This window comes from Empedobacter brevis NBRC 14943 = ATCC 43319 (assembly GCF_000382425.1).
Lineage (GTDB): Bacteria > Bacteroidota > Bacteroidia > Flavobacteriales > Weeksellaceae > Empedobacter > Empedobacter brevis.
Genome location: NZ_KB908295.1, coordinates 215,186 through 240,490, shown reverse-complemented (window position 1 = coordinate 240,490; position 25,305 = coordinate 215,186). Strand labels below are relative to the sequence as shown.

24 protein-coding genes are annotated in these 25,305 nt (G+C 35.4%); 19 read left to right on the top strand and 5 right to left on the bottom strand.

What is annotated here, in order from left to right; translation table 11 throughout:
• Positions 1-200 precede the first annotated feature (200 nt).
• Both H277_RS0109730 and H277_RS0109725 read right to left on the bottom strand, forming a co-directional pair.
• On the bottom strand, positions 201-2,246 hold the full coding sequence (locus tag H277_RS0109730; RefSeq protein ID WP_026357525.1) for a M16 family metallopeptidase: 2,046 nt from the start codon (positions 2,244-2,246) through the stop codon (positions 201-203).
• A 14-nt stretch (positions 2,247-2,260) separates the two neighbouring features.
• The gene (locus H277_RS0109725; RefSeq protein ID WP_026357524.1) at positions 2,261-3,583 is read right to left on the bottom strand and encodes a M16 family metallopeptidase; all 1,323 of its coding nucleotides are present in this window, start codon (positions 3,581-3,583) and stop codon (positions 2,261-2,263) included.
• Between the two features lie 223 nt (positions 3,584-3,806).
• On the opposite strand from H277_RS0109725, the gene H277_RS0109720 reads away from it, so the two are divergent.
• The 6 genes from H277_RS0109720 to H277_RS0109695 all read left to right on the top strand — a co-directional run bounded on the left by H277_RS0109720 (position 3,807) and on the right by H277_RS0109695 (position 10,658).
• Positions 3,807-4,610 (top strand): sulfite exporter TauE/SafE family protein, encoded by an 804-nt coding sequence (locus H277_RS0109720; protein ID WP_019975399.1) that lies wholly within the window; start codon positions 3,807-3,809, stop codon positions 4,608-4,610.
• Between the two features lie 9 nt (positions 4,611-4,619).
• A complete protein-coding gene (locus H277_RS0109715) occupies positions 4,620-5,207 on the top strand; it encodes a methyltransferase domain-containing protein (protein WP_019975398.1) in 588 nt (195 codons plus the stop codon).
• Between the two features lie 138 nt (positions 5,208-5,345).
• Entirely contained in the window at positions 5,346-6,785 is a 1,440-nt protein-coding gene (locus H277_RS0109710) for an MBL fold metallo-hydrolase (RefSeq protein ID WP_019975397.1), read from the top strand.
• A gap of 78 nt (positions 6,786-6,863) precedes the next feature.
• Positions 6,864-7,376 (top strand): hypothetical protein, encoded by a 513-nt coding sequence (locus H277_RS0109705; RefSeq protein WP_019975396.1) that lies wholly within the window; start codon positions 6,864-6,866, stop codon positions 7,374-7,376.
• A gap of 269 nt (positions 7,377-7,645) precedes the next feature.
• A complete protein-coding gene (locus tag H277_RS0109700; protein ID WP_019975395.1) occupies positions 7,646-8,896 on the top strand; it encodes a site-specific integrase in 1,251 nt (416 codons plus the stop codon).
• A 151-nt stretch (positions 8,897-9,047) separates the two neighbouring features.
• Positions 9,048-10,658, top strand: a complete 1,611-nt coding sequence (locus H277_RS0109695; protein ID WP_019975394.1) for an AAA family ATPase — start codon at positions 9,048-9,050, stop codon at positions 10,656-10,658.
• A 142-nt stretch (positions 10,659-10,800) separates the two neighbouring features.
• On the opposite strand, the gene H277_RS0109690 is transcribed toward H277_RS0109695, so the two are convergent.
• Together H277_RS0109690 and H277_RS0109685 are read right to left on the bottom strand one after the other, a co-directional pair.
• A complete protein-coding gene (locus H277_RS0109690; RefSeq protein ID WP_019975393.1) occupies positions 10,801-11,082 on the bottom strand; it encodes a helix-turn-helix domain-containing protein in 282 nt (93 codons plus the stop codon).
• On the bottom strand, positions 11,079-11,375 hold the full coding sequence (locus tag H277_RS0109685) for a helix-turn-helix domain-containing protein (protein ID WP_019975392.1): 297 nt from the start codon (positions 11,373-11,375) through the stop codon (positions 11,079-11,081). Before H277_RS0109685 ends, H277_RS0109690 begins: the two co-directional genes overlap by 4 nt.
• Positions 11,376-12,168: 793 nt before the next feature.
• Between H277_RS0109685 and mobA the strand changes: the two genes are divergently transcribed.
• The 10 genes from mobA to H277_RS0109630 all read left to right on the top strand — a co-directional run bounded on the left by mobA (position 12,169) and on the right by H277_RS0109630 (position 21,420).
• A complete protein-coding gene (gene mobA, locus H277_RS18910; RefSeq protein ID WP_019975391.1) occupies positions 12,169-12,642 on the top strand; it encodes a conjugal transfer protein MobA in 474 nt (157 codons plus the stop codon).
• A 55-nt stretch (positions 12,643-12,697) separates the two neighbouring features.
• Positions 12,698-13,411: a type 1 glutamine amidotransferase domain-containing protein gene (locus H277_RS0109675; protein ID WP_019975390.1), complete on the top strand. Its 714-nt coding sequence runs from the start codon at positions 12,698-12,700 to the stop codon at positions 13,409-13,411.
• A 27-nt stretch (positions 13,412-13,438) separates the two neighbouring features.
• Entirely contained in the window at positions 13,439-14,485 is a 1,047-nt protein-coding gene (locus H277_RS0109670) for a hypothetical protein (RefSeq protein ID WP_019975389.1), read from the top strand.
• 23 nt (positions 14,486-14,508) lie between these two features.
• A complete protein-coding gene (locus H277_RS0109665) occupies positions 14,509-15,870 on the top strand; it encodes an aldehyde dehydrogenase family protein (RefSeq protein WP_019975388.1) in 1,362 nt (453 codons plus the stop codon).
• A gap of 91 nt (positions 15,871-15,961) precedes the next feature.
• Positions 15,962-16,897, top strand: a complete 936-nt coding sequence (locus tag H277_RS0109660; protein ID WP_026357522.1) for an NAD-dependent epimerase/dehydratase family protein — start codon at positions 15,962-15,964, stop codon at positions 16,895-16,897.
• 39 nt (positions 16,898-16,936) lie between these two features.
• The gene (locus tag H277_RS0109655) at positions 16,937-17,848 is read left to right on the top strand and encodes a helix-turn-helix domain-containing protein (RefSeq protein ID WP_026357521.1); all 912 of its coding nucleotides are present in this window, start codon (positions 16,937-16,939) and stop codon (positions 17,846-17,848) included.
• Between the two features lie 18 nt (positions 17,849-17,866).
• A complete protein-coding gene (locus H277_RS0109650) occupies positions 17,867-18,595 on the top strand; it encodes a nitroreductase family protein (protein ID WP_019975385.1) in 729 nt (242 codons plus the stop codon).
• A 101-nt stretch (positions 18,596-18,696) separates the two neighbouring features.
• Positions 18,697-19,383, top strand: a complete 687-nt coding sequence (locus tag H277_RS0109645) for a type 1 glutamine amidotransferase domain-containing protein (protein WP_019975384.1) — start codon at positions 18,697-18,699, stop codon at positions 19,381-19,383.
• Positions 19,384-19,412: 29 nt separating this feature from the next.
• The gene (locus tag H277_RS0109640; RefSeq protein ID WP_019975383.1) at positions 19,413-20,393 is read left to right on the top strand and encodes an alpha/beta hydrolase; all 981 of its coding nucleotides are present in this window, start codon (positions 19,413-19,415) and stop codon (positions 20,391-20,393) included.
• Positions 20,394-20,598: 205 nt separating this feature from the next.
• On the top strand, positions 20,599-21,420 hold the full coding sequence (locus tag H277_RS0109630; RefSeq protein WP_019975381.1) for an RteC domain-containing protein: 822 nt from the start codon (positions 20,599-20,601) through the stop codon (positions 21,418-21,420).
• Positions 21,421-21,689: 269 nt separating this feature from the next.
• Here the strand turns inward: H277_RS0109630 and H277_RS0109625 are convergent, their stop codons facing one another.
• Entirely contained in the window at positions 21,690-22,931 is a 1,242-nt protein-coding gene (locus H277_RS0109625) for a glycosyltransferase (protein WP_019975380.1), read from the bottom strand.
• A gap of 100 nt (positions 22,932-23,031) precedes the next feature.
• Here H277_RS0109625 and H277_RS0109620 point away from each other — a divergent pair, with 100 nt between their 5' ends.
• The 3 genes from H277_RS0109620 (at position 23,032) to H277_RS0109610 (ending at position 25,244) form a co-directional block, all read left to right on the top strand.
• Positions 23,032-23,433 (top strand): hypothetical protein, encoded by a 402-nt coding sequence (locus H277_RS0109620; RefSeq protein ID WP_019975379.1) that lies wholly within the window; start codon positions 23,032-23,034, stop codon positions 23,431-23,433.
• Between the two features lie 69 nt (positions 23,434-23,502).
• The gene (locus tag H277_RS0109615) at positions 23,503-24,084 is read left to right on the top strand and encodes a MiaE family protein (protein ID WP_019975378.1); all 582 of its coding nucleotides are present in this window, start codon (positions 23,503-23,505) and stop codon (positions 24,082-24,084) included.
• 128 nt (positions 24,085-24,212) lie between these two features.
• Positions 24,213-25,244, top strand: coding sequence for an LLM class flavin-dependent oxidoreductase (locus tag H277_RS0109610; protein ID WP_019975377.1), 1,032 nt, complete (start codon positions 24,213-24,215; stop codon positions 25,242-25,244).
• Positions 25,245-25,305: the final 61 nt, after the last annotated feature.

Here is a 25,305-nt window from a genome sequence, read left to right as displayed (position 1 = left end):
ACTAAAAAGCTCCGAAATAATCGGAGCTTTTTTTAATTGTATTCATTCACAATACTAACTATATCATGCCTCTTCTATGCAAACAAATTCTTCTGCGTCTAAACTAAAAAAATCATCAACTTAACGTGCTCCTAACAAAAAAGACAATCTCAAAATTGAGATTGCCTTTTCATTTGAAAAATATTTAAAAAGAATTGTTTCTATTTAAAATCCGCTTCGCTTACATTTTTGTTGACCTCAACTGTATCTATTGTCACTTTTATTGTTTGCGGACCAGCTTCGGTTACCATTTCTGTTGGAAATTGTATTCCGTCAAAAGCTTTATACCATTTATTAATTGTTGTCGCTATTAAATCTCCTTGTGGTGTTTTTTGCTTTTGCTCAGATTTCATCAACAAACCGGTTTTTACATCATAAAAATCTGTTCGATCTAATTCTGCTACGACCACTTTGTAATACTCAGCCCCATTCTCAGAAAAAATCCCATCCACTTTAGCTGTTTTATACCCTTCTGATAAAGGAACAAACAATGAGTTGGTCTTTATTAAAGGTGCTGTCATATCAGCCGGTAAATCCATTTTTTGTCCGGCTTGTGACATATACCCTTTTTGTCCGTCAAAAACTTGTTTAATTGTCATGCCCATAATTGAAAACTCCGTTGCCGTTTTATTTGGTGCTGCGTCTTTTTTTGCATAAGTTCCATTCATTCCCATCGTTTCAATTTTTCCTTTCTGCATCAATGACTTTACAACTTTTACTTTATCCGCTCCACCAATAGCTTTGAAATAGTTCTCTGTAATTTGGGCAACAGTAGTCGTTGTTTTTTTGGCTTCTGAAACTGGCTTTTCTGTTTCATTCCCATACGAATCATAATAATTAACAGGATAACCTAACTTTTCTAAAGCCGGAGCAATTTGCTCTAATTTACCTGTTACATTAATTTTAGCCTGATCCGGACGGAAATATTTTTTTGAAACACGCAATACATCATCTACTGTTACTGCATTTATATTTTTGATATAATCGGCATAAAAATTATCAGATAATTGATTCGTCTTTTTAGTTAATGCCTGATTCGCAACTGTTGAAGGACTTTCTAATGTCAAAATAAAATTCCCTAAGAATTTCGCTTTCACATCATCCAACATTTTTTGGTCGATTTTATTTAGCGTCATTCCTTTTATTTCTTTCATCGTTTCTACAATAGCGGAATCTGTTACTTCGTTACGAACTGTAGCATTTGTATTGAAACGCCCAATATAACGCGAGTCAGAAACTCCTCCACGTGCACCATATGTCCATCCATGAGCTTCACGAAGATTCATATTTAATTTCGAATTGAAATCTCCTCCTAAAATTGACGATGCAATCAAAGCTGCATAATAATCAGGATCTTTTTTTGTTAAATGAACCGGGTACGAAACTGAAACCACAGATTGGACTGCATTTGACATGTTAATCGCATTTAACTCCGTTTTTTTAACTTCCTCTACTTTTGGAAAAGCAGGAATGTTTAATTTTCCTGTTTGCCAAGAATTAAAGTTTTTTTCTGCCAATGCTTTTACATCTTTTGTTGAGATATCTCCAACAACGATTAAATAAGCATTATTTGGTTTGTAGTAGGTCGTATAGTAATCCTTCACATCCTGTAATGTGATTTTCTCGATTTGTTCTGGTGTATCAAACTCTGAGAAAGGATTGTTTTTTCCGTAAACTAAAATATTAGAAACACGAGATGCGGCACTTTCTACAGATTTTTCATCTGCTTTCAAACCTTCAATGTAACGTTTTTTTACATCAGTAAATTCTTTTTCTGTAAAATTAGGATTCACCGCTCCGTCTGCCATGTAACCAAATATTTCATTGAAGTATTTCGTTAAAGAACTTGCTGAAGCTCCTTCTTCCCAAAAATTAACACGGGCACCTAAAAACTCAATTCTTTTGTTGAATTCGTCTTTCGATTTCGTGGTTGTTCCGGTTCCTAACATTTCACTCAATAAAGATTCAGCACCTTTTTTAGCACCTAAAGCGAATGGAGGATTATCAATAGTTAAAGTAGCAGAAACACGAGGTAATTTGTGATTTTCTACAACAATAACCGTTAAGCCATTTTTTAGTTTGAATTCGTTTGATTTTCCCAAATTAACCGTTGGCGCAGGACCTGGCTTTGGCATAGGAATTTTAACTTGAGCATTTAAGCTAACTGCCATAAAAGCAATTGCAAGAGATAATATCTTTGTTTTCATAATTCAGTCGTTTTTTATTTTGCAGCTTTTTTAGATTCTGGTAAATAGTGGATAATTACACGTTGGTTTTTGTTTAAATACTTTTTTGCAACGTTTCTGATATCTTCTCTCGATACCGATTGATAAATTTTCAATTCTTCGTTGATCTTATTTGTATCTCCTCCCAACATATAAGCATCTGCCAAAGCATGTGCTATATTCTGAACGCCTGATTTTGAAGCCACAAAACTATTTTCAATTCCATTCAAGATTTTTTGGTAATCTTCTTCTGAAATTAAATTTGTTTGCACCTTTTCTATATCTTGTTGTAACTCATTTTCTAACTTATCAAACGAAACTTCTCCTTGTGGTAAAATTCCAATTGAGTAAATTCCGTAATCTTCCATTTGACGATTGAAAGCAAAAATTTGCAATGCTTCTTTCTTTTCATCAACATATTTTTTATATAAAACTGACGATTTTCCTCCTGTTAAATAACTTGATAACATTTCTAATGCATAAGCATCTTTCGATTTGTTATCCGGTGTACGGTAATTGATGGCTAATAACGGAATTTGAATATTAGCATCGTATTCAGTTGCACGAATTTCAGAAGTAATAGGGTCTTCTTTAATGACTGTTTTAACAACATCTTTTCCTCTTGGAATTACGCCAAAATATTTCTCGATTAATTTCTTCGCTTCCTCTTTATTAAAGTCACCTGCAACAACTAATACAGCATTATTCGGAACATAATAGGTTTGACTGAAATGTTTAAAATCATCTAATTTTGCATTACTCAAATCTTCAAAAGAACCGATTACGCTCCAACGGTAACCACTTTTCTTGAAAACGTGTGGATTAACTGCTTCTCCATAAGAAAATTTACCATAAGGTTGATTATCTAAACGAGAACGTTTCTCTTCTTTTACAACTTCTTTTTGCGTGTCAACACCTATTTGATTGATAATTGGTTGACGTAAACGATCAGATTCCATCCATAATCCTAATTCTAAGTTATTTGATGGAAAAGTTTCGTAATAGTAAGTTCTATCTGTTGTTGTATTGGCATTATTAGAACCTCCATGAGAAGAAACAATTTTGAACCATTCTCCTCTTTTGATATTCTCTGTTCCTTCAAACAACAAATGCTCAAAAAAGTGAGCAAAACCAGTTTTCCCGACTTGCTCATCCTTAGAACCAACATGATACATAACACCTGTTGTAATTACCGGTGCAGAATTGTCTTGATGAAGGATGACATGTAATCCGTTTGGTAGAGTGTACTCATCAAATTTTATTTGCTGACCAAATAATGCAGATCCCGCAAATAATATAGACATAAGAAATTTCTTCATTTAATAGTTTTTATAAGTTTTTATCTACTGTGCTTATGTAACATTAGTAGCAAAATTCTAGAAAATGTTACAGCAAATTTGCAGTATAAATAAAAAATTGAAATAATAACACGTCTATTGGTTTAGTAGGCATTTGTCTTAATTTACAACATTATTTGATAATATTCCTATAGTAAATGTTTTAGTATTTACTATAGATTTGTAGAAATCGAACGAGAAAAAAATGGATTTTATAGAGTTTTTTGGTTTTGTAGGTGCTTTTTTCATTGGACTGATTATGGGAGTTCTTGGTGGAGGAGGTTCTATATTAGCAGTTCCTATCTTAGCATATATTTTTCATTTCGACGAAAAAATAGCAACTGCTTATTCATTATGCATCGTTGGTTCTACAGGATTAATTGGTGGAATAAAACAAGCTTCTCAAAAAATGGTTGATTGGAAGGTTGTTTATCAATTTGGATTACCTGCTGTAATTGGAATTACATTGGTACGTGCCTTTCTTATTCCAGCTTTACCAAGTAACTTATTTTCTATTGGAGATTTTATCATCACCCGTCGAATGGCAATGTTTGGGTTATTTGCAGTTTTAATGGTTTTTGCGGCAATATCAATGCTAAAAGGTAAAAAAGAAGAAAAATTCATTCAAAAAAATGACAAATTAAATCCAATCCTACTAATTCAAGGTTTTTTAATCGGAGGATTAACCGGAATGGTAGGTGCTGGTGGTGGATTTTTAATTGTTCCAGCATTAATGATGGTTGCCAAATTAGACATGAAAAAAGCTTCGGCAACTTCATTGGTTATCATCGCGATTAATTCTCTTATTGGATTTTTTATTGGCGATGCTCTTCACATCAAAATAGATTGGAGTTTCTTAAGTGTTTTTATCGGAATTTCAATGGTCGGAATTCTTGTCGGAACATACATTAACAAGTTTTTACCCGTACAGTTTTTAAAACGAACATTTGCAATTTTTATTATTTTAATGGCTTTTTTTATGTTTATCGAAGAATTTATAATTCAATAATTTATTAAGATGGAACTAAACGAAAATTTTTGGAATTCTAAATACATTAACCATGAAACAGGTTGGGACCTCAAAGCTCCTTCAACTCCTCTGAAAGAGTACATTGATCAACTCGAAAATAAAAACAGTCGAATTTTGATTCCGGGTTGTGGAAATGCTTACGAAGCAGATTATCTTTTAGAACAAGGGTTTACAGCTATTACATTGATTGATATTTCTGAGGTTATTGTCAAAACAATCAAAGAAAAATTTAAAAACAACCCAGCGATCAAGGTGCTACACCAGGATTTTTTTACATTGGAAGAAGAGTTTGATTTGATTTTAGAACAAACGTTCTTTTGCGCTTTAGATCCTGAATTGCGTCAAAAGTATAGCATCAAAATGAACGAATTATTAGCAGAAAACGGAAAGCTGGTTGGTGTATTATTTAACAGAGACTTTGGAAATGATACACCACCTTACGGAGGAAATAAAGCTGAATATCAAACTTATTTCAACGATTATTTTGATTTCAAAGTGATGGAAAATTGTTACAATTCGATTCCTCCAAGAGCAGGATCTGAATTGTTTATTAATTTAAAAAAGATTAAAAAATAACCTATGATTTCATTCATAGTTTTACACATAACTATCAATCTTATTTGAATTTAAATAGATGAAAAGTATAAGAATTGGCCCTCTAATGGAAAATTCTAATTTTAATTATTCGTATTTTTACAATCTAAATTCATTTTTATGAAAATTGAACAAATTTACACTGGATGTCTTGCTCAAGGTGCCTATTATATAGAAAGCAACGGAGAAGTTGCGATTATTGATCCTTTAAGAGAAACACAATCTTATGTGGATCAAGCAACAAAAGATCATGCAAAAATTAAATACATTTTCGAAACACATTTTCACGCAGACTTCGTTTCAGGACATGTAGATTTAGCGCAAAAAACAGGTGCTTCTATTGTTTATGGTCCTACTGCTGAACCTAGTTTTGATACACATATCGCAACAGACGGAGAGGTATTTACCTTAGGGAACATTACCATTACAGCATTGCATACGCCTGGTCACACCATGGAAAGTACAACCTATTTGTTGAAAGATGAAAATGGTAAAGATTATGCAATTTTTACAGGAGATACTTTATTTATCGGAGATGTTGGTCGTCCTGATTTGGCTCAAAAGTTAAATTCAGATTTAACACAAGAAAAATTAGCAGGGTACTTATATGATTCTTTGAGAAACAAAATTATGCCTTTAGCAAATGATATCATTGTATATCCGGCTCACGGAGCAGGGTCTGCTTGTGGTAAAAATATGAGCAAAGAAACTTTTGATTCATTAGGTCATCAAAAAGAAGTAAATTACGCCTTGAATCCAAAAATGACAAAAGAAGAGTTTATTACTGAATTAACTTCTGGTTTAATGCCTCCTCCATTCTATTTTCCGGAAAATGTACTGATGAATAAATTGGGGGTAGAATCATTAGATGTTGTAAAAGAACGTGCAAATAAAGCATTATCTCCGGATGAATTTATCCAAATTGCTGAAGATACAAACGCTTTAATTTTAGACGTTCGTGATCCTCAAACTTTCACCGCTGGTTTTATTCCAAATTCTATCAACATTGGTATTAAAGGAAATTTTGCGCCTTGGGTAGGAACATTAATTACAGATATTAAACAATCTATTCTGTTAATTGCAGAAGTTGGTGCAGAAGAAGAAGCTGTGACACGCTTGGCTCGTGTTGGTTATGATAATGTTATTGGATTTTTGAATAATGGTTTTCAAGCTTGGCTTGATGCAGAAAAAGATTTTGATGAAATCGTATCTGTTTCTCCAGAAGAATTTGTGGAGTTAGTTGATGAAACTGAATTAAAAGTTTTGGACGTTCGCAAACCCGGTGAATATGAAACTTCTCATGTAGAAGGTGCGATTAGTGCTCCTTTAGATTTTATCAACGAATCAATGAAATTAATTGATCCGGAAGAAACTTATTTAGTTCATTGTGCTGGAGGGTACCGTTCAATGATTTTCACCTCTATTTTACGCGCTCGTGGTTACGAAAACCTGATTGATGTAGCTGGAGGTTTCGGAAAAATAAAAGATGTTGAAGGAATCAAAATTGTAGAAGGAATTTCTCCATGTCAATTGGGAAATAATTCTTGTTCAACAAAATAAACAATTTTTAAGCAGAAATAACGTTATAGCCTTGGAACACCAAGGCTATTTTTGTCTTCGTCAACTCAAATTTCATACATGAAAAATTTAGTATTCATTTGTACCTTACTCCTATGCTCTATAGTTTTTTCCCAACAAAAAATACGTGGAGCAGAATCCTTTGTGTTAACTATTCCAAAGGGATTTCAACGTACAGTTGGATTAAATGATTACGCCACAATCCAATTCGAAAGCGTTACTCCTAAACCTAATTCATACGGTTTTTTAATTTTTGAACATAAAGACGAACTAAAATTAACTGACACCAAATTGGATATGATCGATTATACGTTAAATTCTATTGAGCCGTATACAACCCAAAAGGGTTTCAAATATCTCAAAAAACCCTATGTGTCATACGAACAAGGATTTAATTTCGCTTATGCTGAATTTGAAACAAATGAACCGGAATCTGGCCATATTTATTTTTTACAAACTGTTATCGAAACAAAAAATTTTGTATATCAAATCCTTCAATATTGCAGTTATGAAGATAAAGACTTTATGAAGAATGACTTTATAACAATTGTCAATAGTTTTAAAGTCGAATAGTTTTAAAATAAATTTTCAGCAAAAATACATCAAAGAATAACAAAGGGCAAAGCATTTGTAAATAAAGGTTTTACGACTGTTTTCTGATTTTTTGGTAATGTAGCAATCGGCAGTAATTAGCGAGGTTCGGAAAGAGTAAGGTTACTATTTCGTTACTTTTAAAGACCGAAACAAAACTTTTTATTCCGTTGTATTTCAGCGATTTGCATAGTTTTTCATATTGGTTCGTGGCTCACTAAAGTTTAATTTTACATTAATGAATTGTGAGTATGGAAACGACAAAAAAATCAACGTTTAAGGTATTGTTCTACCTTAAAAAGAACGCCCCGAAGAAAAACGGAAAGGTTGTAATTATGTGCCGAGTTACCGTAAACGGTAAACAGTCTGCATTCAGTACCAAATTGGATATTTCCACAACAAATTGGGATTTGAAGTACGGCAGGGTATTGGGAAAAAGCCGAGAAGCCCAAGAGGTAAACGGTAAACTCGACAAAATCCGTTTGGGTATGGAAGAATGTTATTCCAAAATTCTAAAGAACGAGGGAACGGTAAGCAGTGCGAAATTGAAAAACACTTTTCTCGGAATGGAAAGCGGAGAATTGACCTTTTTCAAATTCTATGAACAGTTTATAGCCGACTTTGAAAAAAAGGTAAACAGCGGACTTCGGGTACAAGGTACACACCGCAGGTACAAAACTCTTTTAAAGCACCTACGGAATTTTGCCCTTGCGAAGTACGGTTATAGCGATATAACCTTTCACGACCTTACTTCCGATTTTGTACAGGATTTCGACTATTATTTACGTGACGATTTAACCCTCAATCATAATACCATTTGGAATTATATGATTGGCTTTACCACGCTTTGCCGATTGGCGATGAGCAGAAAGCACCTTGCGTTTAATCCGTTCAGCGAGTACAAGAATACCAAAAAGGACAAGGACAGAGGTTATCTGTTGCGGAACGAGTTGGAACAGCTTGTAGCGTTCAACTGCGAGAAAAAGAAAGACGAATTGGTTAAAGACCTGTTTGTTTTCAGTTGCTTTACAGGGCTTTCCTATTCGGATATGAAAGGGCTTAAAAACAGTAACATCCAGGATTTCTTTGACGGTAACCAATGGATTATTGTACGCAGAAAAAAGACGGCAACATCGTCCAATGTAATGCTTTTGGATAATCCCAAAATGATTATCGAAAAGTATGCAGGACTGTCAAAGGACGGCAAGGTTTTTCCTGTTCCGTCCAACAGTTCCTGCAATGATAGACTGAAAGCCATATCCGAACAAATCGACTGCCTTAAAGAAAAGAAAGTAACCTTTCATTTGGCACGTCATACGTTCGCTACGCTATTTTTGAGTGAGGGCGTTCCGTTGGAGAGCTTGAGTAAAATGTTAGGGCATAAGAATATTACCACCACGCAGATTTATGACAAGATACTCAACGAGAAAGTTGGTAAGGATATGCAAAAGGTATCGCACAGATTTAAAGGGTTGGAACGTTCTTTTTTGGCTCAACTCTAAAACCAACAAAGCGATTAAAGAAAGCCAATGCAGTTTTTGTATTGGCTTTTTTGTAATTTAGCGGTTGATAAAATAGATATTAGAAACAAATAACTTTCGTCAATTTGGGAGTTACCGGCACCCTTAATAGACCGCCCCTAACAAATAGAAAATGAGGATTAGAAAAATTCAATTAAAAAACGGATACAAAAGATTTCACGATTTGACAATTGACTTGGGTTCCGAGCCAAAAAGAATAATTGCTCTTGTTGGACCAAATGGTTGTGGGAAAAGTAGTGTTTTAGATGGTTTACTTTATCTGAATAATGTTCACGGAATGATAGGAAATAAAGACACAAAAGACCACAACTACCATTCAATGACACAAACACCTAACTACGACTATCAAAATATTGTAGTTGATTTTATAGATAAAGATTACCAAACTGTTAGAACAGAAAAGCAACAATTAGGAAAAGAAAACACCATTTTTTCATTCAGAAGCCCCTATCGTTACAATAACCATTTAAAAGTCACACAATCACAAGCAACCTCAGAGATTAGACTGAATAATTATGGAGCTTCAACCGCTTCAGATTTGGACGACAAAATGATTGAAAATTATAGAAGACTTTACATAAAATATAACAAATACCTAAATCAAACGGACTGTAAGCCAAGTGAAGCCAAAACCAAAATAATTGGAGACTTAAATAATTCTCTGAAAAATTGTCTCGACTTGGAAATAATCAGTATTGGGGATATCGAAACCAATCAAGGTACTTTATACTTTAAGAAAGCAGACCACCCGAAAGAATTTGAATTTAACGTTTTGTCTTCTGGCGAAAAGGAAGTTGTAGATATTTTGCTTGACTTATATCTAAGACAAGATGAATATAACGACACAGTTTTCTTAATTGATGAACCAGAACTACACATTAATACCTCGATACAAAAAAAATTACTTCTTGAAATAAATAAATTAGTTGGCTCAGATTGTCAAATTTGGATAACAACTCATAGTATTGGTTTTTTAAGAGCACTTCAAGACGATTTAAAAGATGAGTGCCAAATTATTCAATTCCAAAAAGGAATAAATTGGGCATCGACACCTCAAGTTCTTATTCCAATTAAAAAATCGTTAGTTAAATGGAAGGAGATTTTTGAAACAGCTTTAGACGATTTAACAGGATTAGTAAGTCCAAAACGTATTGTTTATTGTGAAGGTAAAGACAGGCCTGGTGTGAATGGGCTGGAAAAGGGATTTGATGCAAAGGTTTTCAATAATATTTACGGAGAAAAGTATCACAACACACTATTTATTTCAAGTGGCGGAAATACGGAACTTGACCAAAGAAGTGAAATTGCCTTGGCAATTCTCACAAAGGTATTTTCTGAAATTGAAATACTCGTTTTAAAAGACCGAGATGTTTCTTCGGGAAAACAAAGCAATGAAAACGATAGACAACAATACCTACAAAATAACCCGCAACATTTTAGAATTATGAAGCGTTGGGAAATTGAAAATTACCTTTATGACAAAGAAGTTTTATCGGCTTATTGTAGTAAGAATGGGCTGACATTCAATGAAACTGAATATGATAAATTTGTAACCAATATTACTGACCAAAATTTGAAAGACGAAACTGGACGAATTAAGAACTATTGTGGAATTACTACGAGTATAAATCCTGAAATATTCAAACTAACTTTATCACAGTATGTGACAGAAGAAATGGAAGTTTACAAAGAATTAGAGCAATGTATTTTTCACAGACAATAAAATTTAGAAAAAAGGAATAGCCAATAAAAAGTTTTGCAAGAGTGAATAGTCTTGTGACAAGTCTGTAACACCACAGCCCACCGCTTTAAGCAGTGGGCTGTTTCTTTAATTGACCGATACGGTTACAGTTCCAGACAATCAGCTACCCCTGATAGTTATCTTCCAACACCTTGCGAATATCGCTTTCACGGAAAAGTATTTTCCGTTCGAGCTTGATAAACGGTATCAGACCGTCATCTCTGTACTGTTGCAACGTCCGTTTGCTGATATGCAACATCTCGTAGACCTGTTCGCCTGTCAGGTAGATTTCCCTCCGCAACAGAGGGTGGAAATATTCCCTGATATACAGCAGTTCATTTTTGATACCTACCACAGCTTCGAGCAGGGCAAGCATATCCTCGTTTGAATTTCCAATCTGTTTCATTTCTTTTGCTTTTTTAATGGTCGCTCTTCCTGCATTAGTAATTCCACTTCGGATAATCTGAAATAGGTTTTCCGATTGATTTGCGTTGCCCCAAGAATACCCTTTGCCCTGTACGTCTGTAACGTGCGTTTGCTAATGTTCAGCAGTTGGCAGGCTTCCTGTTGGTCGAGCCATTTCGTTGCCTGTTGCAATGCCTTGTAGGGTGCAGTCATTTCCGCAATCAGGTTGGAAACTTCCTTCACTTCCCTATGCAATGCTTTCAAAATCTGAATGTCTAAAACTGTTATTTCCATATTCTAATCAATTTAGACTTCAAATGTATAAGGTGCTTATACAGGGCTTCCCAATGTTGCAGTCAGAGGTAGCATTTGGCGTTCAGTTGCCGAATTGAATAGTTGAAATTGTACCCAAAAAAGAACAAAAAGGTAGCAAAGGTAAGGCGGACAGCCACCGCACCGCCCGACCAAAAGACTACGGCATAATGGCAGGGCAAACAAGGTGGCTTCGCCGAGTTGTTGCGTGGTTGCCCTGCCACCCTTCGGGACTTATTCCGTTTCCTTTTGGTTTGTCAGCTTGTCCGCATTGTTAAAATGGCTTTCTTTTTTTCTGTTTTTTTCTTTTGGAAAATAATTTTAAGAGGGAACAACACACTATACCCGACACCGCACCAGTATCAAAACAAAAGCTTATGCTTAACCAAAATTATCAGCCTGCCTGCGAGCCGTCAGGCATTCTTGCGAGCCTGACAGCAGGAATGCAGGAGTATCAGCATTGCAGATAGTTATCAACTATTCCTGATTGCAGGACTGATAGACTTCCTGCCGACAATCTGATAGAAAAATCCTTTTTCTGTTTTATACGATTGGCAGCACTTGGCGTTCAACGGCTTGCGGTGTATCTGTTATTCTTTCCGAAATTTGATACAGGAAACGGGCATTTCCCTTGCTAACTACAATCCATCTCGAAGAGTGGATTATTGTGTTCATCGGAACACGGCAAGTTGTGTTTTGAGCTGCTCGAAATAAATTCCGCTGCTCAAAACCACTTGCCCTTACGCAGGGAGCTAAACCATTTCTCCGAAGTCGAATGATTACAAATTTCAAATGGATTGTTATAGACGGAAATCAAAGAAAAAAATGGAACAAAGGCGGTAGAAAACCAAAGCTTGACCCTGCACAAAACAGGTATATGTTCAGGCTTACCGATGAAGAAAATGCCCGATTTTTAGCAATGTTTGAGAAATCGGGTGTTCATACAAAGGCTAAATTCATTACTTCCGTGTTGTTTGGAAAAGAAATCAAAACGGTAAAAGTGGATAAGGTTACAATGGATTACTATATGCGATTAACCAATTTCCACAGCCAGTTCAGGAGTATTGGTGTAAACTATAACCAAATCGTGAAGATGTTATACCAGAATTTCTCGGAGAAAAAAGCGGCAGCTTTCCTTTATAAGTTAGAAAAACAAACGGCAGAAATGAGGTTAGCTCCTGTAAATCTAAATCGGTATCCTTTTTTTAAAAAAACAATCAGAGATTATGTTACAACTTCCCTTAATTGAGATACTTCTGCTGTTGAGATACTTCTGAAATTTGCAGTATAAAAATGATAACAATATGAGCATTATAAAAATTTTAATCATTGTTACCAATATCAATATATATGCAAGCGGTAACTATCCCACAGGATTGTGGTTGAGCGAACTCACCCATATTTATGAAGTTGCGAAAGCAAAAGGCTACGACGTTACCATTGCAAGTCCAAATGGTGGTGATATTCCCATAGACCCTGAAAGCCTGAAAACATTTACGCTTGATAAGGTTTCCAAAAAATACTGGAGTGATACTACATTCAGGGAAGAACTGAAACACACCAAAAGTCTGAAAGAGGTGGAAAATGAGAATTTCGATGTCGTATATCTTGCAGGTGGACACGGTACGATGTATGATTTCCCCGATGATAAAACGCTCCAAAAAATCATTTCTGAACAATACGAAAGCGGAAAAATGGTAGCTGCCATTTGCCACGGAGTTGGCGGATTACTCGATGTAAAATTATCCGATGGAAATTATCTGATTAAAGATAAAAAAGTGACTGGCTATAACTGGTTTGAAGAAAGTCTTGCTGGCAGAAAAAAAGAAGTGCCCTTTAACCTTGAAACAGGCTTGAAAGACAGAGGTTCTAATTACAGAAAGGCTCTTATTCCGATGACTTCAAAAGTTGTGGTTGACGGCAACCTGATTACAGGGCAAAACCCGTTCAGTTCAAAGAAAATTGCTAAAGTGGTGATGCGTGAACTGGAAAAACAAAACGCTAAACTGAAAAATTAAAACAATAAACATTAAAAATAATTTAAAATGAAGAAATTAAAAATTCTCGCAATTGTAGTAGTCATAGGTGTAATCCTGCTATTTACTCCCGGCTTTTTCTTAAGCAGTGCTATCGTTAACACTTCTTCAAATAAGGAAAGCGTAAAATCGATAACCAACAATCCTACAGAAAAGGATACGATAATTGAATTAGCGGGTCTTCAGATGCCGGTATTGAAAGGTGGGTTGTTCGATAGGTATCATTCCAATTCGCCGATGGACGTAATTGCAAAAGAAAGACCTGATATTGATTTGAGTTGGTTCAAGACCATTCAGAAAGAGAAAAAAGAAGTTGGCTTCACAACCTATTCTCCGAACTTTTATTACAGCAACAGCAGCATTACTGCCATTTACACAGCAGATATGGGGAAAATAAAAGAGCTAATTCCAAACGAGGTAAAAGATTTGGTAAAACCGATTTCTTATACGCCCGGCAGAGGATTGATAGCTATTACCTCTTATGCCTACCACTATTGTGACAACGATTTATATAACGAATTGTCGATTTCCATCGTAACGACAAAACCCGGTAGTAATAACTGGGGCTTGATTTCGCTGATGGGTGAGCTAAACGATAAAAACCTTTGGGGTTATGTTTTGAAGCTGCCCGTAAATACGGAGTTGGCAAGGGTTCGTGGATTTGTAGGCTACAATTTACCAAAATGGTTGATACCAATTGATTATACTAATGATGGGGACAACTTGACGTTCAATTATTACGATGAAAAAGGAAATTTCGATTTCTCGATGGCAGGGAAAAAACTGGATGTTTCTGCATCAGAACCGGAAATTACCCGTTCCAATTTTATCAATCTGAATAAGCAAGGTCAGCTAACACACGGTTATACTGATGTTCGTTCCGTAAAAAAAGCGAGCAGCAAAAGTGCGGATGACATTCAGTTAAACCTGTCGGATGGTCCTTTATCAACATTCATCAAATCGTTAGGTTTAAAGAAACTGGTTAAGTACGATTACCAACCCGAGTTTCAGGCGGCATTATATACGCCCGAACTGGTACAGGATGAAAAGAAATAATCCAATACTTAAAATTTACAATAATGGAAATCAGCAACACATTTCAATCGCAAAAGACGTTTTTCAATTCACACCAAACAAAAGACATTGGCTTTAGAAAGGAAACATTAAAAAAGTTGAAAGGCATTTTGAAGGACAATGAAAGCCGTTTGTACGATGCTATTTATAAGGATTTTAGAAAAGGAAAATTCGATACTTCTTTAACGGAATTAAATCTCATCTATAATGAAATTAATTTTTTCCTGAAGAACCTGGACAAATTGAGCAACCCCAAAAAAGTAAAAACAGCATTGAGCTTGCAGCCCGGTAAAAGCCATATCCACTACGACCCATTGGGTGTAACGTTGGTAATCGGTGCTTGGAACTATCCATATCAGCTTACACTGGTTCCAATGATAAGTTCCATTGCTGCGGGCAATACCTGTATTGTCAAACCAAGTGAATTGCCTGAAAATACAATGCACCTTTTATCGGAATTAATCAACAACAATTTTCCTTCTAATTACTTATTCGTGGCAGAAGGCGGTATTCCTGAAACAACAGAACTACTAAAGCTTCGTTTTGATAAAATCTTCTTTACCGGAAGTCCGAAAGTCGGGAAAATCGTTTATGAAGCTGCTGCTAAAAACCTGGTTCCTGTTGTGCTTGAATTGGGCGGAAAATCACCTGCTATCGTTACTGAAACAGCCGATTTGAAAATAGCTGCAAAACGACTGGTTTGGGGTAAATTCCTGAACGGAGGACAAACTTGTATTGCACCAGATTATCTTTTGGTAGAGGAAAGTGTCAAGCCAAAATTGTTACAACTGATAAAAGAAAAATTGGAGGAAACCAATTATTCTGATGGTGCAGAACATTACACCAGCATTATTAACAAAAGGAATTTTGACCGTGTTACTTCCCTTATTGATAAGGATAAAATCTTCTTCGGAGGTAAAACAAACGATGAGACTTTGTATATCGAACCTACAATATTGGACAATGTGGATTGGAATGATGCTGTGATGCAGGAAGAAATATTTGGTCCTGTATTTCCCGTCATCAGTTTCAATAACTACGATGATATATTGCAAAAAATAATAGAAGGAGAAAAACCGTTGGCAGCCTACCTGTTTACAAAAAACGATGAGGATAAATCAAAGTTACTCAACCTTGTTTCATTTGGTGGTGGCTGTATCAATGATACTTTGATGCACATTACCAGTGATTATCTACCATTTGGTGGAATAGGAAATTCGGGTATCGGCAATTACCACGGTGAATATGGCTTCCTCTCTTTCACGCACCAAAAATCAATTATTGAGAAAACAACCTGGGGAGAACCTGACTTGAAATATCCGCCTTATTCCGACAAAAAAATGAAGTGGCTGAAAAGGGTGATGTAACAGAGATTAAGTTACAAATCTCATTAATTCAGATACTCTGGTTTTATGTATGTTGCTGAACTTTGTACCACAATTAAAAAACAAAAAAAATATGCAAGTAATATTAGGAGCCAACGGACAAATTGGCGAAGAACTGGCAAGAGAATTGAAAAGAAATTTCACTTCAGATATTAGAATTGTAAGTAAAGAAGCTCAAAAAGTAAACGATACGGATGATGTTTTTTCGGCTGACCTGACCATAAAAGAAAAAGCTATTGAAGCAGTAAAAGGAGCAGAAATTGCTTACTTCACTTTAGGCTTACCGATTAGTTCGGACTTATGGGAAAACCTTTTTCCGAAAATCCTGCAAAACGTAATCGATGCCTGTAAAATTCACGGTACAAAACTGGTGTTTTTTGACAATACCTATATGTATCCGCAAGACGACAGACCACATACAGAAAACACAGCTTTTGAACCTTTGGGCAGAAAAGCAAGGGTAAGAAAACAAATGGCGGAAATGGTTTTGAAAGAAATGCAATCCGGTGGGTTGAAAGCGGTGATTTGCCGTGCTCCCGAATTTTACGGTCCGGGTAAAACGCAAAGCATTACCAACACGCTTATTTTCAATAATATCAAAGAGGAAAAAAAACTGAAAGTTCCTATCAGTGCCGACAAAAAACGAAGCCTGATTTGGACACCCGATGCAAGCCGTGCTACAGCTTTGATTGGCAACACACCAGATGCTTATGGACAAACCTGGCATTTGCCTGTGGATAAAAGCCACCCAACCTATAAAGAGTTTATTGGTTTAGCCTCTAAAGTATATGGAAGAGATTTAAAATTTTCAGTCGTTCCAAAATTTGTATTCCAAATTGGAGCTTGGTTCAATCCAAAAGTGAAAGAGCTATTAGAATTGCTGCCAAGATATGCGTACGATAATCTTTTTGACGACACAAAATTCAGGAAACGTTTTCCCGATTTTCAGGCAACCAGCTACAAACAGGGATTTGAACAAATTAAGTATGAGCAGAGTAGTAAAAAATAAATTAGTAATTTAGCAATGTATAAATGTGAAAATCAGCAAATGAAAGCTCCGTCAAAAGTTTCATCTATTAGTGCATTACATCAGTTCCTGGGGCTGGGCAAACCGTCCAACCCGCTGATTAGTGTATTTAATTTTGATGATGTGAAACTGCAGCCGGAAACCATTTTAAGTACAGTAACTACAGATTTCTATGTGGTTGCCTTAAAGAAAGACTGTGCAGGCGGTAAATGCAAATACGGGCAGCAATATTATGATTTTGACGATGGAATAATGTACTTCATCGCCCCACATCAGGTACTGCAATTTGAGGACGTACTGCTCAATGGAGTAAAAGGATTTGTTTTGGTAGTGCATCCCGATTTTCTGCAAAGCTATCCATTGGCTGCTGCTATAAAAGATTATGGCTATTTTTCTTATTCGACCAATGAAGCGTTATTTCTTTCAGAAAAAGAAGAAAAGTCGGTGATGGACATTGTAGAAAATGTATCCCGTGAGATAGATGCCAATATGGATGGTTTTACGCAGGATTTACTGGTGTCAAATATTGATTTATTGTTGAAGTATTGCGACCGTTTTTACAATCGCCAGTTTCTGACAAGAAAAAAAGCAAACAACGATTTGCTCGCTAAATTGGAAACACTGCTTGACGAGTATTTTAAAGGTGAACAATTATTGACAAAGGGCATTCCTACTGTTCAGTATGTTGCAGGGGAATTACATTTAAGCCCCAATTATTTGAGCGATATGCTCCGGGTGCAGACCGGGCAGACCACGCAACAGCATATACAGAACAGGGTAATAGAAAAAGCAAAAGAATTGCTTTCCACAACTAATAAATCGGTTTCCGAAATTGCCTACGAATTGGGCTTTGAGCATCCGCAATCCTTTCACCGCCTGTTCAAGAGCAGAACTTTGGTATCACCTTTAGATTTCAGGGCTTCGTTTAATTAATCACCAAAAAAAAGACAGATGAATTTAGCAGAAACCCTTGGTTTCCGACGCTCTGTGCGAGTATATGACCGGGAGAAACCCATCGATGCCGAAAAAGTAAAACAATGCCTGGAATTGGCAACACTGGCTCCCAACAGTTCCAATATGCAGTTGTGGGAGTTCCGTCACATAACCAATCCCGAACTGATGGCGAAAGTTTCAAAAGCCTGCCTCGACCAAACGGCTACTTCAACTGCTTCACAAATTGTAGTATTTGTTACAAGACGGGATTTGTTCCATAAGCGTGCAAAATTTGTGTTGGATTTTGAAAAAGAAAATATACGCCGCAATAGCCCGGCAGAACGACAGGCAAAACGTATTAAAGACAGGGAATTGTATTATGGAAAATTGATGCCATTTATTTATTCCCGTTTTTTCGGGATAATTGGTGCTATACGCGTTTTGTTAGCCAAAACGATTGGCGTTTTTCGTCCTATTATGCGGGAAGTATCAGAAAATGATATACGTGTTACAGCTCATAAATCCTGTGCATTGGCAGCACAGACTTTTATGATTGCAATGGCAAACGAAGGCTACGACACCTGCCCTTTGGAGGGCTTTGACAGTAAATTGTTGAAAAAAGCGTTAAAACTGACTTATGGAGCGGAAGTGAATATGGTGGTTTCCTGCGGTATCAGAAAGGGTAATGACGGCATTTGGGGAGAACGCTGTAGAGTACCTTTTGAGGAAGTGTATATCAGAAACTAATTCTCATTTTCAGAGATAAGGTTACAAACTTCTGTAATTGAGTTACAGGTGTCTTATTTTTTATAAAGAATTTTGTTACTCATAAATATCAAATTCTTGAAATGAAAAAACTCTTATTAATAGTAACAAATGTTGGTCATTATGCAAGTGGATTAGATACAGGCTTATGGCTGAGTGAACTAACCCACATATACCATACTGCAAAAGAAAAAAACTGGAATGTTACCATAGCAAGTCCAAAAGGCGGTGAAGTTCCCATTGACCCTGAAAGTCTGAAGCCATTGGTATTGGACAAAGTTTCAAAAGACTATTACGAAAGTAAGGACTTTATGGACGAGCTAAATCACTCCAAAAGCCTTTCTGAAGTACAGAACGAAAGTTTCGATTGTGTGTATTTGGCAGGCGGACACGCAACGATGTACGATTTCCCAGATAATGCCACTTTACAGTCCATTGTCAGCCATCAATACGAAAGCGGTAAAATAGTATCGGCAATATGCCACGGAGTGGGTGGATTACTAAATGCGAAATTGTCTGATGGGACTTATTTAATAAATGGAAAAAAACTAACGGGTTTTGATTGGTTTGAAGAAAGCATTGCCCGCAGAAAAAGAGAAGTTCCTTTTAATTTGGAAGCATCATTAAAAGAAAGAGATGTAATTTATGATAAGGCATTTATCCCGATGACCTCAAAAGTAGTGGTAGATGGTAATTTAATCACTGGACAAAATCCCTTTAGCTCAAAAGAAATAGCAAAAGTAATTACCCGTGAACTTGAAATGCGGTAAGAGCAATTATTAATTTTAAAAAATCAGTTATGGCACAGAACATCAAAGCGGAAAATGACCCGCAAATTCTTTCTGGTATCAGAGAGTTTTTAAAAGAGTTGAATAATAGTGGAAACCCACCATTGGAAACATTGCCTCCGCAGGAAGCAAGACAAGTGTTGGTCGATGCACAAAAGTCTGTAGAAGTAGATTATTCCGGCATCACTGAAGACGAAAGAGAAATTACACAGGATGGCATTACGGTAAATATCCACATCGTAAAACCTGCAAATGCCGCTTCGGAAAACCTCCCGGTCTTTATGTTTACCCACGGTGGCGGATGGATATTAGGCGATTATCCAACACACAGAAGACTGGTTAGGGATTTGGTAGTAAATAGTGGAGCTGCTGCTGTTTTTACAGATTATACGCCATCACCTGAAGCACAATACCCGGTAGCTATCAATCAGATTTATGCCGCTACAAAATGGGTAGCTGAAAATGGTGCTGAAATTGGAGTTGACGGCAAAAACTTAGCGGCAGCAGGAAACAGCGTAGGCGGAAATATGACCGCAGTACTTTGTTTGATGGCGAAAGATAAAGGTGGACCAAAAATAAACTTCCAGTTGCTTTTATGGCCTGTAACTGATGCCGATTTCAGCCGTGGTTCTTGGCACAAATATGCAGAAGGTAGATTTTTAACAGCCCCATTAATGAAATGGATGTGGGATAACTATTTACCCGATACGGAAAAGAGAAAAGAATACTATGCAACGCCATTCAACGCTCCGGCAGAAAAACTGAAAGGGCTTCCTCCGGCATTGGTGCAATTGGCAGAAAATGACATTTTATATGATGAAGGTCTGGCTTATGCCCGTAAATTAGACGAAGCGGGAGTTCCCACCACGATTGAAACCTACAACGGTTTTATCCACGATTATGGCTTATTAAATCCACTTGACCATATTGAATCCGTTAAGTTTTCTTCACAGCAGGGTGCTTTGGCTTTAAAGAAAGCATTGTTTCAATAAGAAATTAGAGTTTTTTGAAAATATAAGGCTGCATCATTCATTTGGTCAGCCTTTTTTATAGAATATTTTTTTAACAGGTTTAACAACATTCGGAATTGTGCTTATCAAGTTTTAAAGAACAATTAAAATCCTGCTTTTTAAAGAGCTCCAAATGTAAAGACGGAGCCTTTAGGTATTTGTAAATAATTATCTTAACGAATATTTAATGACAGAATATTATAGCAAAACGATTGATGATTTAGAAATCAAAATAAATGAATTACTCACGGAGGAAAACAATTTTTTGATTGCCTGTGAAAAGATTATAGAAATTATTGTGAAAGATATTTCTGAATTGAAAAAATATGTGATGAAAAAAGGATTTCAAAATGAACAGGAAGAAATCCATTTTTTCAAGTATCAGAAACCTGTTATTGTTTCAAAGCTCATTTACTATAACGCTATTTATAAAATCGAAACAAGAAGACCCTATGGGAACAAGCGCATAAAGAAATATTTTACCAAAGAACTGAAAAAGCTAAAAAGGTTCTTTGAAAATAACTTCGATTTTTACAAGTATTACCGCAGCAATAATTCTTTTGTGGACGAGAAATTTTTTTTGAGGGAAAAACACGATATAAGACTATGGTTAGACACGTTCTACTTTGAGGCAGACCACCGCTTTTCTACTTCGCACGATTATAAGGTAGCCAAGATAATTGCCAATGACCTGATACAAGTTTATTTGGAGGATAGGCTGAATAATTTCAACCTTAAAAAGAGTTTGGATGCTTCGCTGAACTGGACAGCAAGTAAAACAGCATTGATAGAACTTATATATGGGTTATATTCACAAGGTGTTTTTAGTAATGGAAATGCGGACATCAAAGTCATAGCCAAAACATTTGAAGATACGTTTAATATTGATTTGGGGGATTTCTACCATACCTACTTAGAACTTAAAAGCAGGAAAATAAACCGAACGAAATTCCTTGACAGCTTACGTGATACATTAATTAGGAAAATGGATGAGCAGGATGAGAGATAGGGTTTTGCTGTGTTCACTATGCGAAAAGGAGTTTAACCCTTTTTCTCTATCTCCCTATATGCAAAGCAATACTCGTCGCATTAAAATCTTGCTGTGATTTACAGAAATATTTTTTTGTATATTTGCTATGAGCGAATGGAAACGTATTGAAAAGCAAAGCAATAAGCACCGTTACCAAATCGTTACCTGACTTTTTTGACAATCTTTATAAAAGCTTAGTATTCAACCGATACAGCTTTTTCCTGAAAACTTTAAAATAAAAAACCTTCCTAATTCGGAAGGTTTTTATTTTTTTGCTCAATCCAAAGAGACATGTATTTTGTGCTTTGATTGAAATGATGTTGTAAAACTTGCCCAATAAAATTTTGATTTCGATGTTGAATTAAATTGTCTTCAACATATTTAATTTTCTCCAAAAACTCAGCCTCAAACTTAGTTTTATCATAGTTTTTATTCAGAATTTTGATTCCGTTTTTTTGTGCAATTTGCCACTCCTTCTCATTATTGTAAAGCAAAACAGCTTTCTCTACAAACGCTTCAAAATCATCTTCTACAAAACCATTCCAATCAAAATTATCTTTCATCGCTTCTGCTCCAACACTTGTAGTAATCGACGGTGTTCCGGTTTGCATCGCGTCTACAAATTTTCCTTTTACACCGGCTCCAAATTTAATTGGAGCTAATAATACCTTATAATTCGACATGGTTTCTTGTGCATTTTCCGCGCGACCTTTTACAAAAAAACGTTCTGTTGCATTATTCAATTGTAAAACCTTTTGCGTTGGATATGCTCCGTAAATATGCAATTCCGCTTTCGGGAGTTTTTTTCTTAAAACAGGCCAAATATCTTTTTTTAAGATTTGAACACAATTAAAATTAGGTTCATGAATAAAATTTCCAATAAACATAAAATGTTCTCTTTCATCGAATTTTTTCCAAGAATTCGTTTTTTCTTCAGTAATTTCATCCTCTAAAAAAGGTAAATAATACACGATTTTTTCATCAATTTTAAATTGGTTTTGAAGTATTTCAATTTCCTTTTTCGAAATTATTAAGGATAAATCACAGCGTAAAATTGATGCTATTTCACGTTTTGCCAAATCCGAAAATAACAACTTATCCGAAAAATCTATCCCTTTTTTAGTTGCTTCTTGTCGTGCATTTCGAAGAAAATGCAAATCTTCTGTATCCAAAATTTTAAGTGCATCTGGACATTCTTTCGAAACCCGCCAGCCATATTGCTCCTCAATCATAAAACGATCAAAAACAACAACTTTAGGATTCAACTCTCTCACAAAACCATTAAAACTTTCATCATTTAATTGAATCTCAACTTCGTTTACTCCTTTCGAAGTCAACTCAAAACTAAAATCAGATTTTGATGCTGCACAGGCAAATGTAATTTCAAATTCTGCCCTTCTAAAACAATCAATTAACTGAATCATTCGCGTTCCTGCCGCAGAAGAAGTTGGTTCTGGCCAAACCTGGCCTATGATTAAAAGTTTTTTCATGCAACAAAATTAAGCTTTCTGCACCTTAATTAGCATAATAATTATTTTACTTATCATTTGCTTTATTTTAATGTAAATTTGCAGTCCAAAATTATATAAAATGTCTTATCAATCTATTTTTGAAGAATTTTACGAGCACGTAAAATCAAGTATCAAAGAAGGAACTTTTGCAAAACTTACGATGGCCAAAACTATTGGAGATACTGATCTCAAAAATATTTTTGTTCGGTTACATCTTTTAGAGGATAATACATATAATTTTGCCTTTACTTTTCGATACAAAACTGAAGAAGTAGAGCAATTTCATGGAATTGATCAAACATTTTTGATTTTGAGTTCATACATCAAAAATCCATTTACAAATGCATTATTATTTACGACTGAAAAGGATTTAATATTTAAGGTGAATAAAAAGAATGCAGGAAGTTTAACTGAACAAGCACCTACTTTTAAACATGCTTCTGATGTAATGACCGAAATGATTGAGAAAAAAATCATTTAATAGACAATCTTAGACATTCTGTTTTAAACAATATAATTTCGTAAATTTGGTTTTTTATATTTTTCGAAAATGCTTGGATTAAAACTTTTAACAGACCCGCGTTGGGCTGATATTGCGGAAAGAAATTTAGAAGAAATTTTAACGGATCATGCATGGTGTGAGCAAAAAGCGGCAACAAATGCGATAACAATGATTGCGTATAATTCTGAACATGACGAATTTATCCAAGAGATGTCTGATATTGCAATTGAAGAAATGCAACATTTCAAAATGGTTGTAGAAATTATCGAACGTCGTGGTTATAAATTAGGGCGAGAACGCAAAGATGATTATGTAGGACAATTGATGAAATTTTGCAAAAAAGATGGCTCTCGTAATATGGCTTTTGTTGATCGTTTATTATTTGCAGCAATGATTGAAGCAAGAAGTTGCGAACGTTTTAGAACATTATCTCAAAACATCAAAGATGAGGAATTAGCCAAATTCTATTATGATTTGATGGTTTCGGAAGCCAATCATTATACAACTTTTTTGAATTTCGCACGTAAATTATCTACTGATGTGGATGTCGATAAACGTTGGAAAGAATGGTTGGATTTCGAAGGAAAATTGATTCAATCTTACGGGAACAAAGAAGCTATACACGGGTAAAAGCCGGTTTAAAAATAAGAAAAAAGAGTTCATTCAAATTAAATTTGAATGAACTCTTTTTTCTTTCCTATCCTACATCAATTCATAACTCAAATTCTATACGTAAATTTGAGTAAATCTTGAATAATATGGAATTAGGGATAGGAATGTTTGGTGATCTACATATTGATCCTAAAACCGGTTATACGCAAACTCCTCAACAACGTATGACTGAAATTATAGAGGAAGTAAAATTAATGGATGAAATTGGATTAGATTTTTTTGGCATAGGGGAACATCATCGGTCTGATTATGCTGTTTCTTCACCCGAAATTATTTTGGCCGCATTGTCTACAGTGACCAAAAAAATCAAACTTGGGAGTGCCGTTTCTGTTATCAGCTCAGCTGATCCTGTAAAATTGTATCAAGACTTTTCTTCTGTCGATAATTTATCAAATGGACGGGCTGAAATTATGGCCGGTCGCGGTTCTTTTATCGAATCGTTTCCTCTTTTTGGTTATGATTTAAATAATTATGACGCCTTGTTTGATGAAAAACTTCGTTTACTTTTAACACTGAATGAAAATAAGACTGTGAATTGGCATGGTAATTTTAGAATGCCATTGGTTAATCAAGATATTTACCCCAAACCTGTTCAAGAAAAGCTTCCTATTTGGATTGCTGTTGGTGGAACCAAATCATCTGTCATTCGGGCTGCAACATTAGGTCTACCAATTATCTTTGCTATTATTGGAGGAAATCCGGCTGATTTTAAGTTTCTATTTGATATATACAAACAAGTGTATCTTGAAAACGGGCACGCTCTTGATAAAATGCAAATCGGGGTTCATATGCATTCATTTTTTGGAGATAATAATGAAAAAATTGCCGAAGAATATTTTCCTGTTTATGGTGCTCAAATGAATAGAATTGGAGCAAGTAGAGGTTGGCCAAAATACACTAAACCTCAATTTGATTATGGGCGTTCTGAAAACGGACATTTGATTGTTGGTGATGCATCATTGGCCATTGACCGTATTTTAAAATACCAGGAAATGTTTGGTTTAACTCGTTTTTCTGCTCACATGGATGTTGGAGCTCCTGATCATTTGAATATGATGAGATCAATCGAGATTTTTGGGAAAGATATTCTACCAAAAGTAAAAGAAGCCACAAAATAAAATATTCATATCCTGACAAAAGACATGATTAATTTTCGTGTCTTTTTTTATTTTCGTTAAA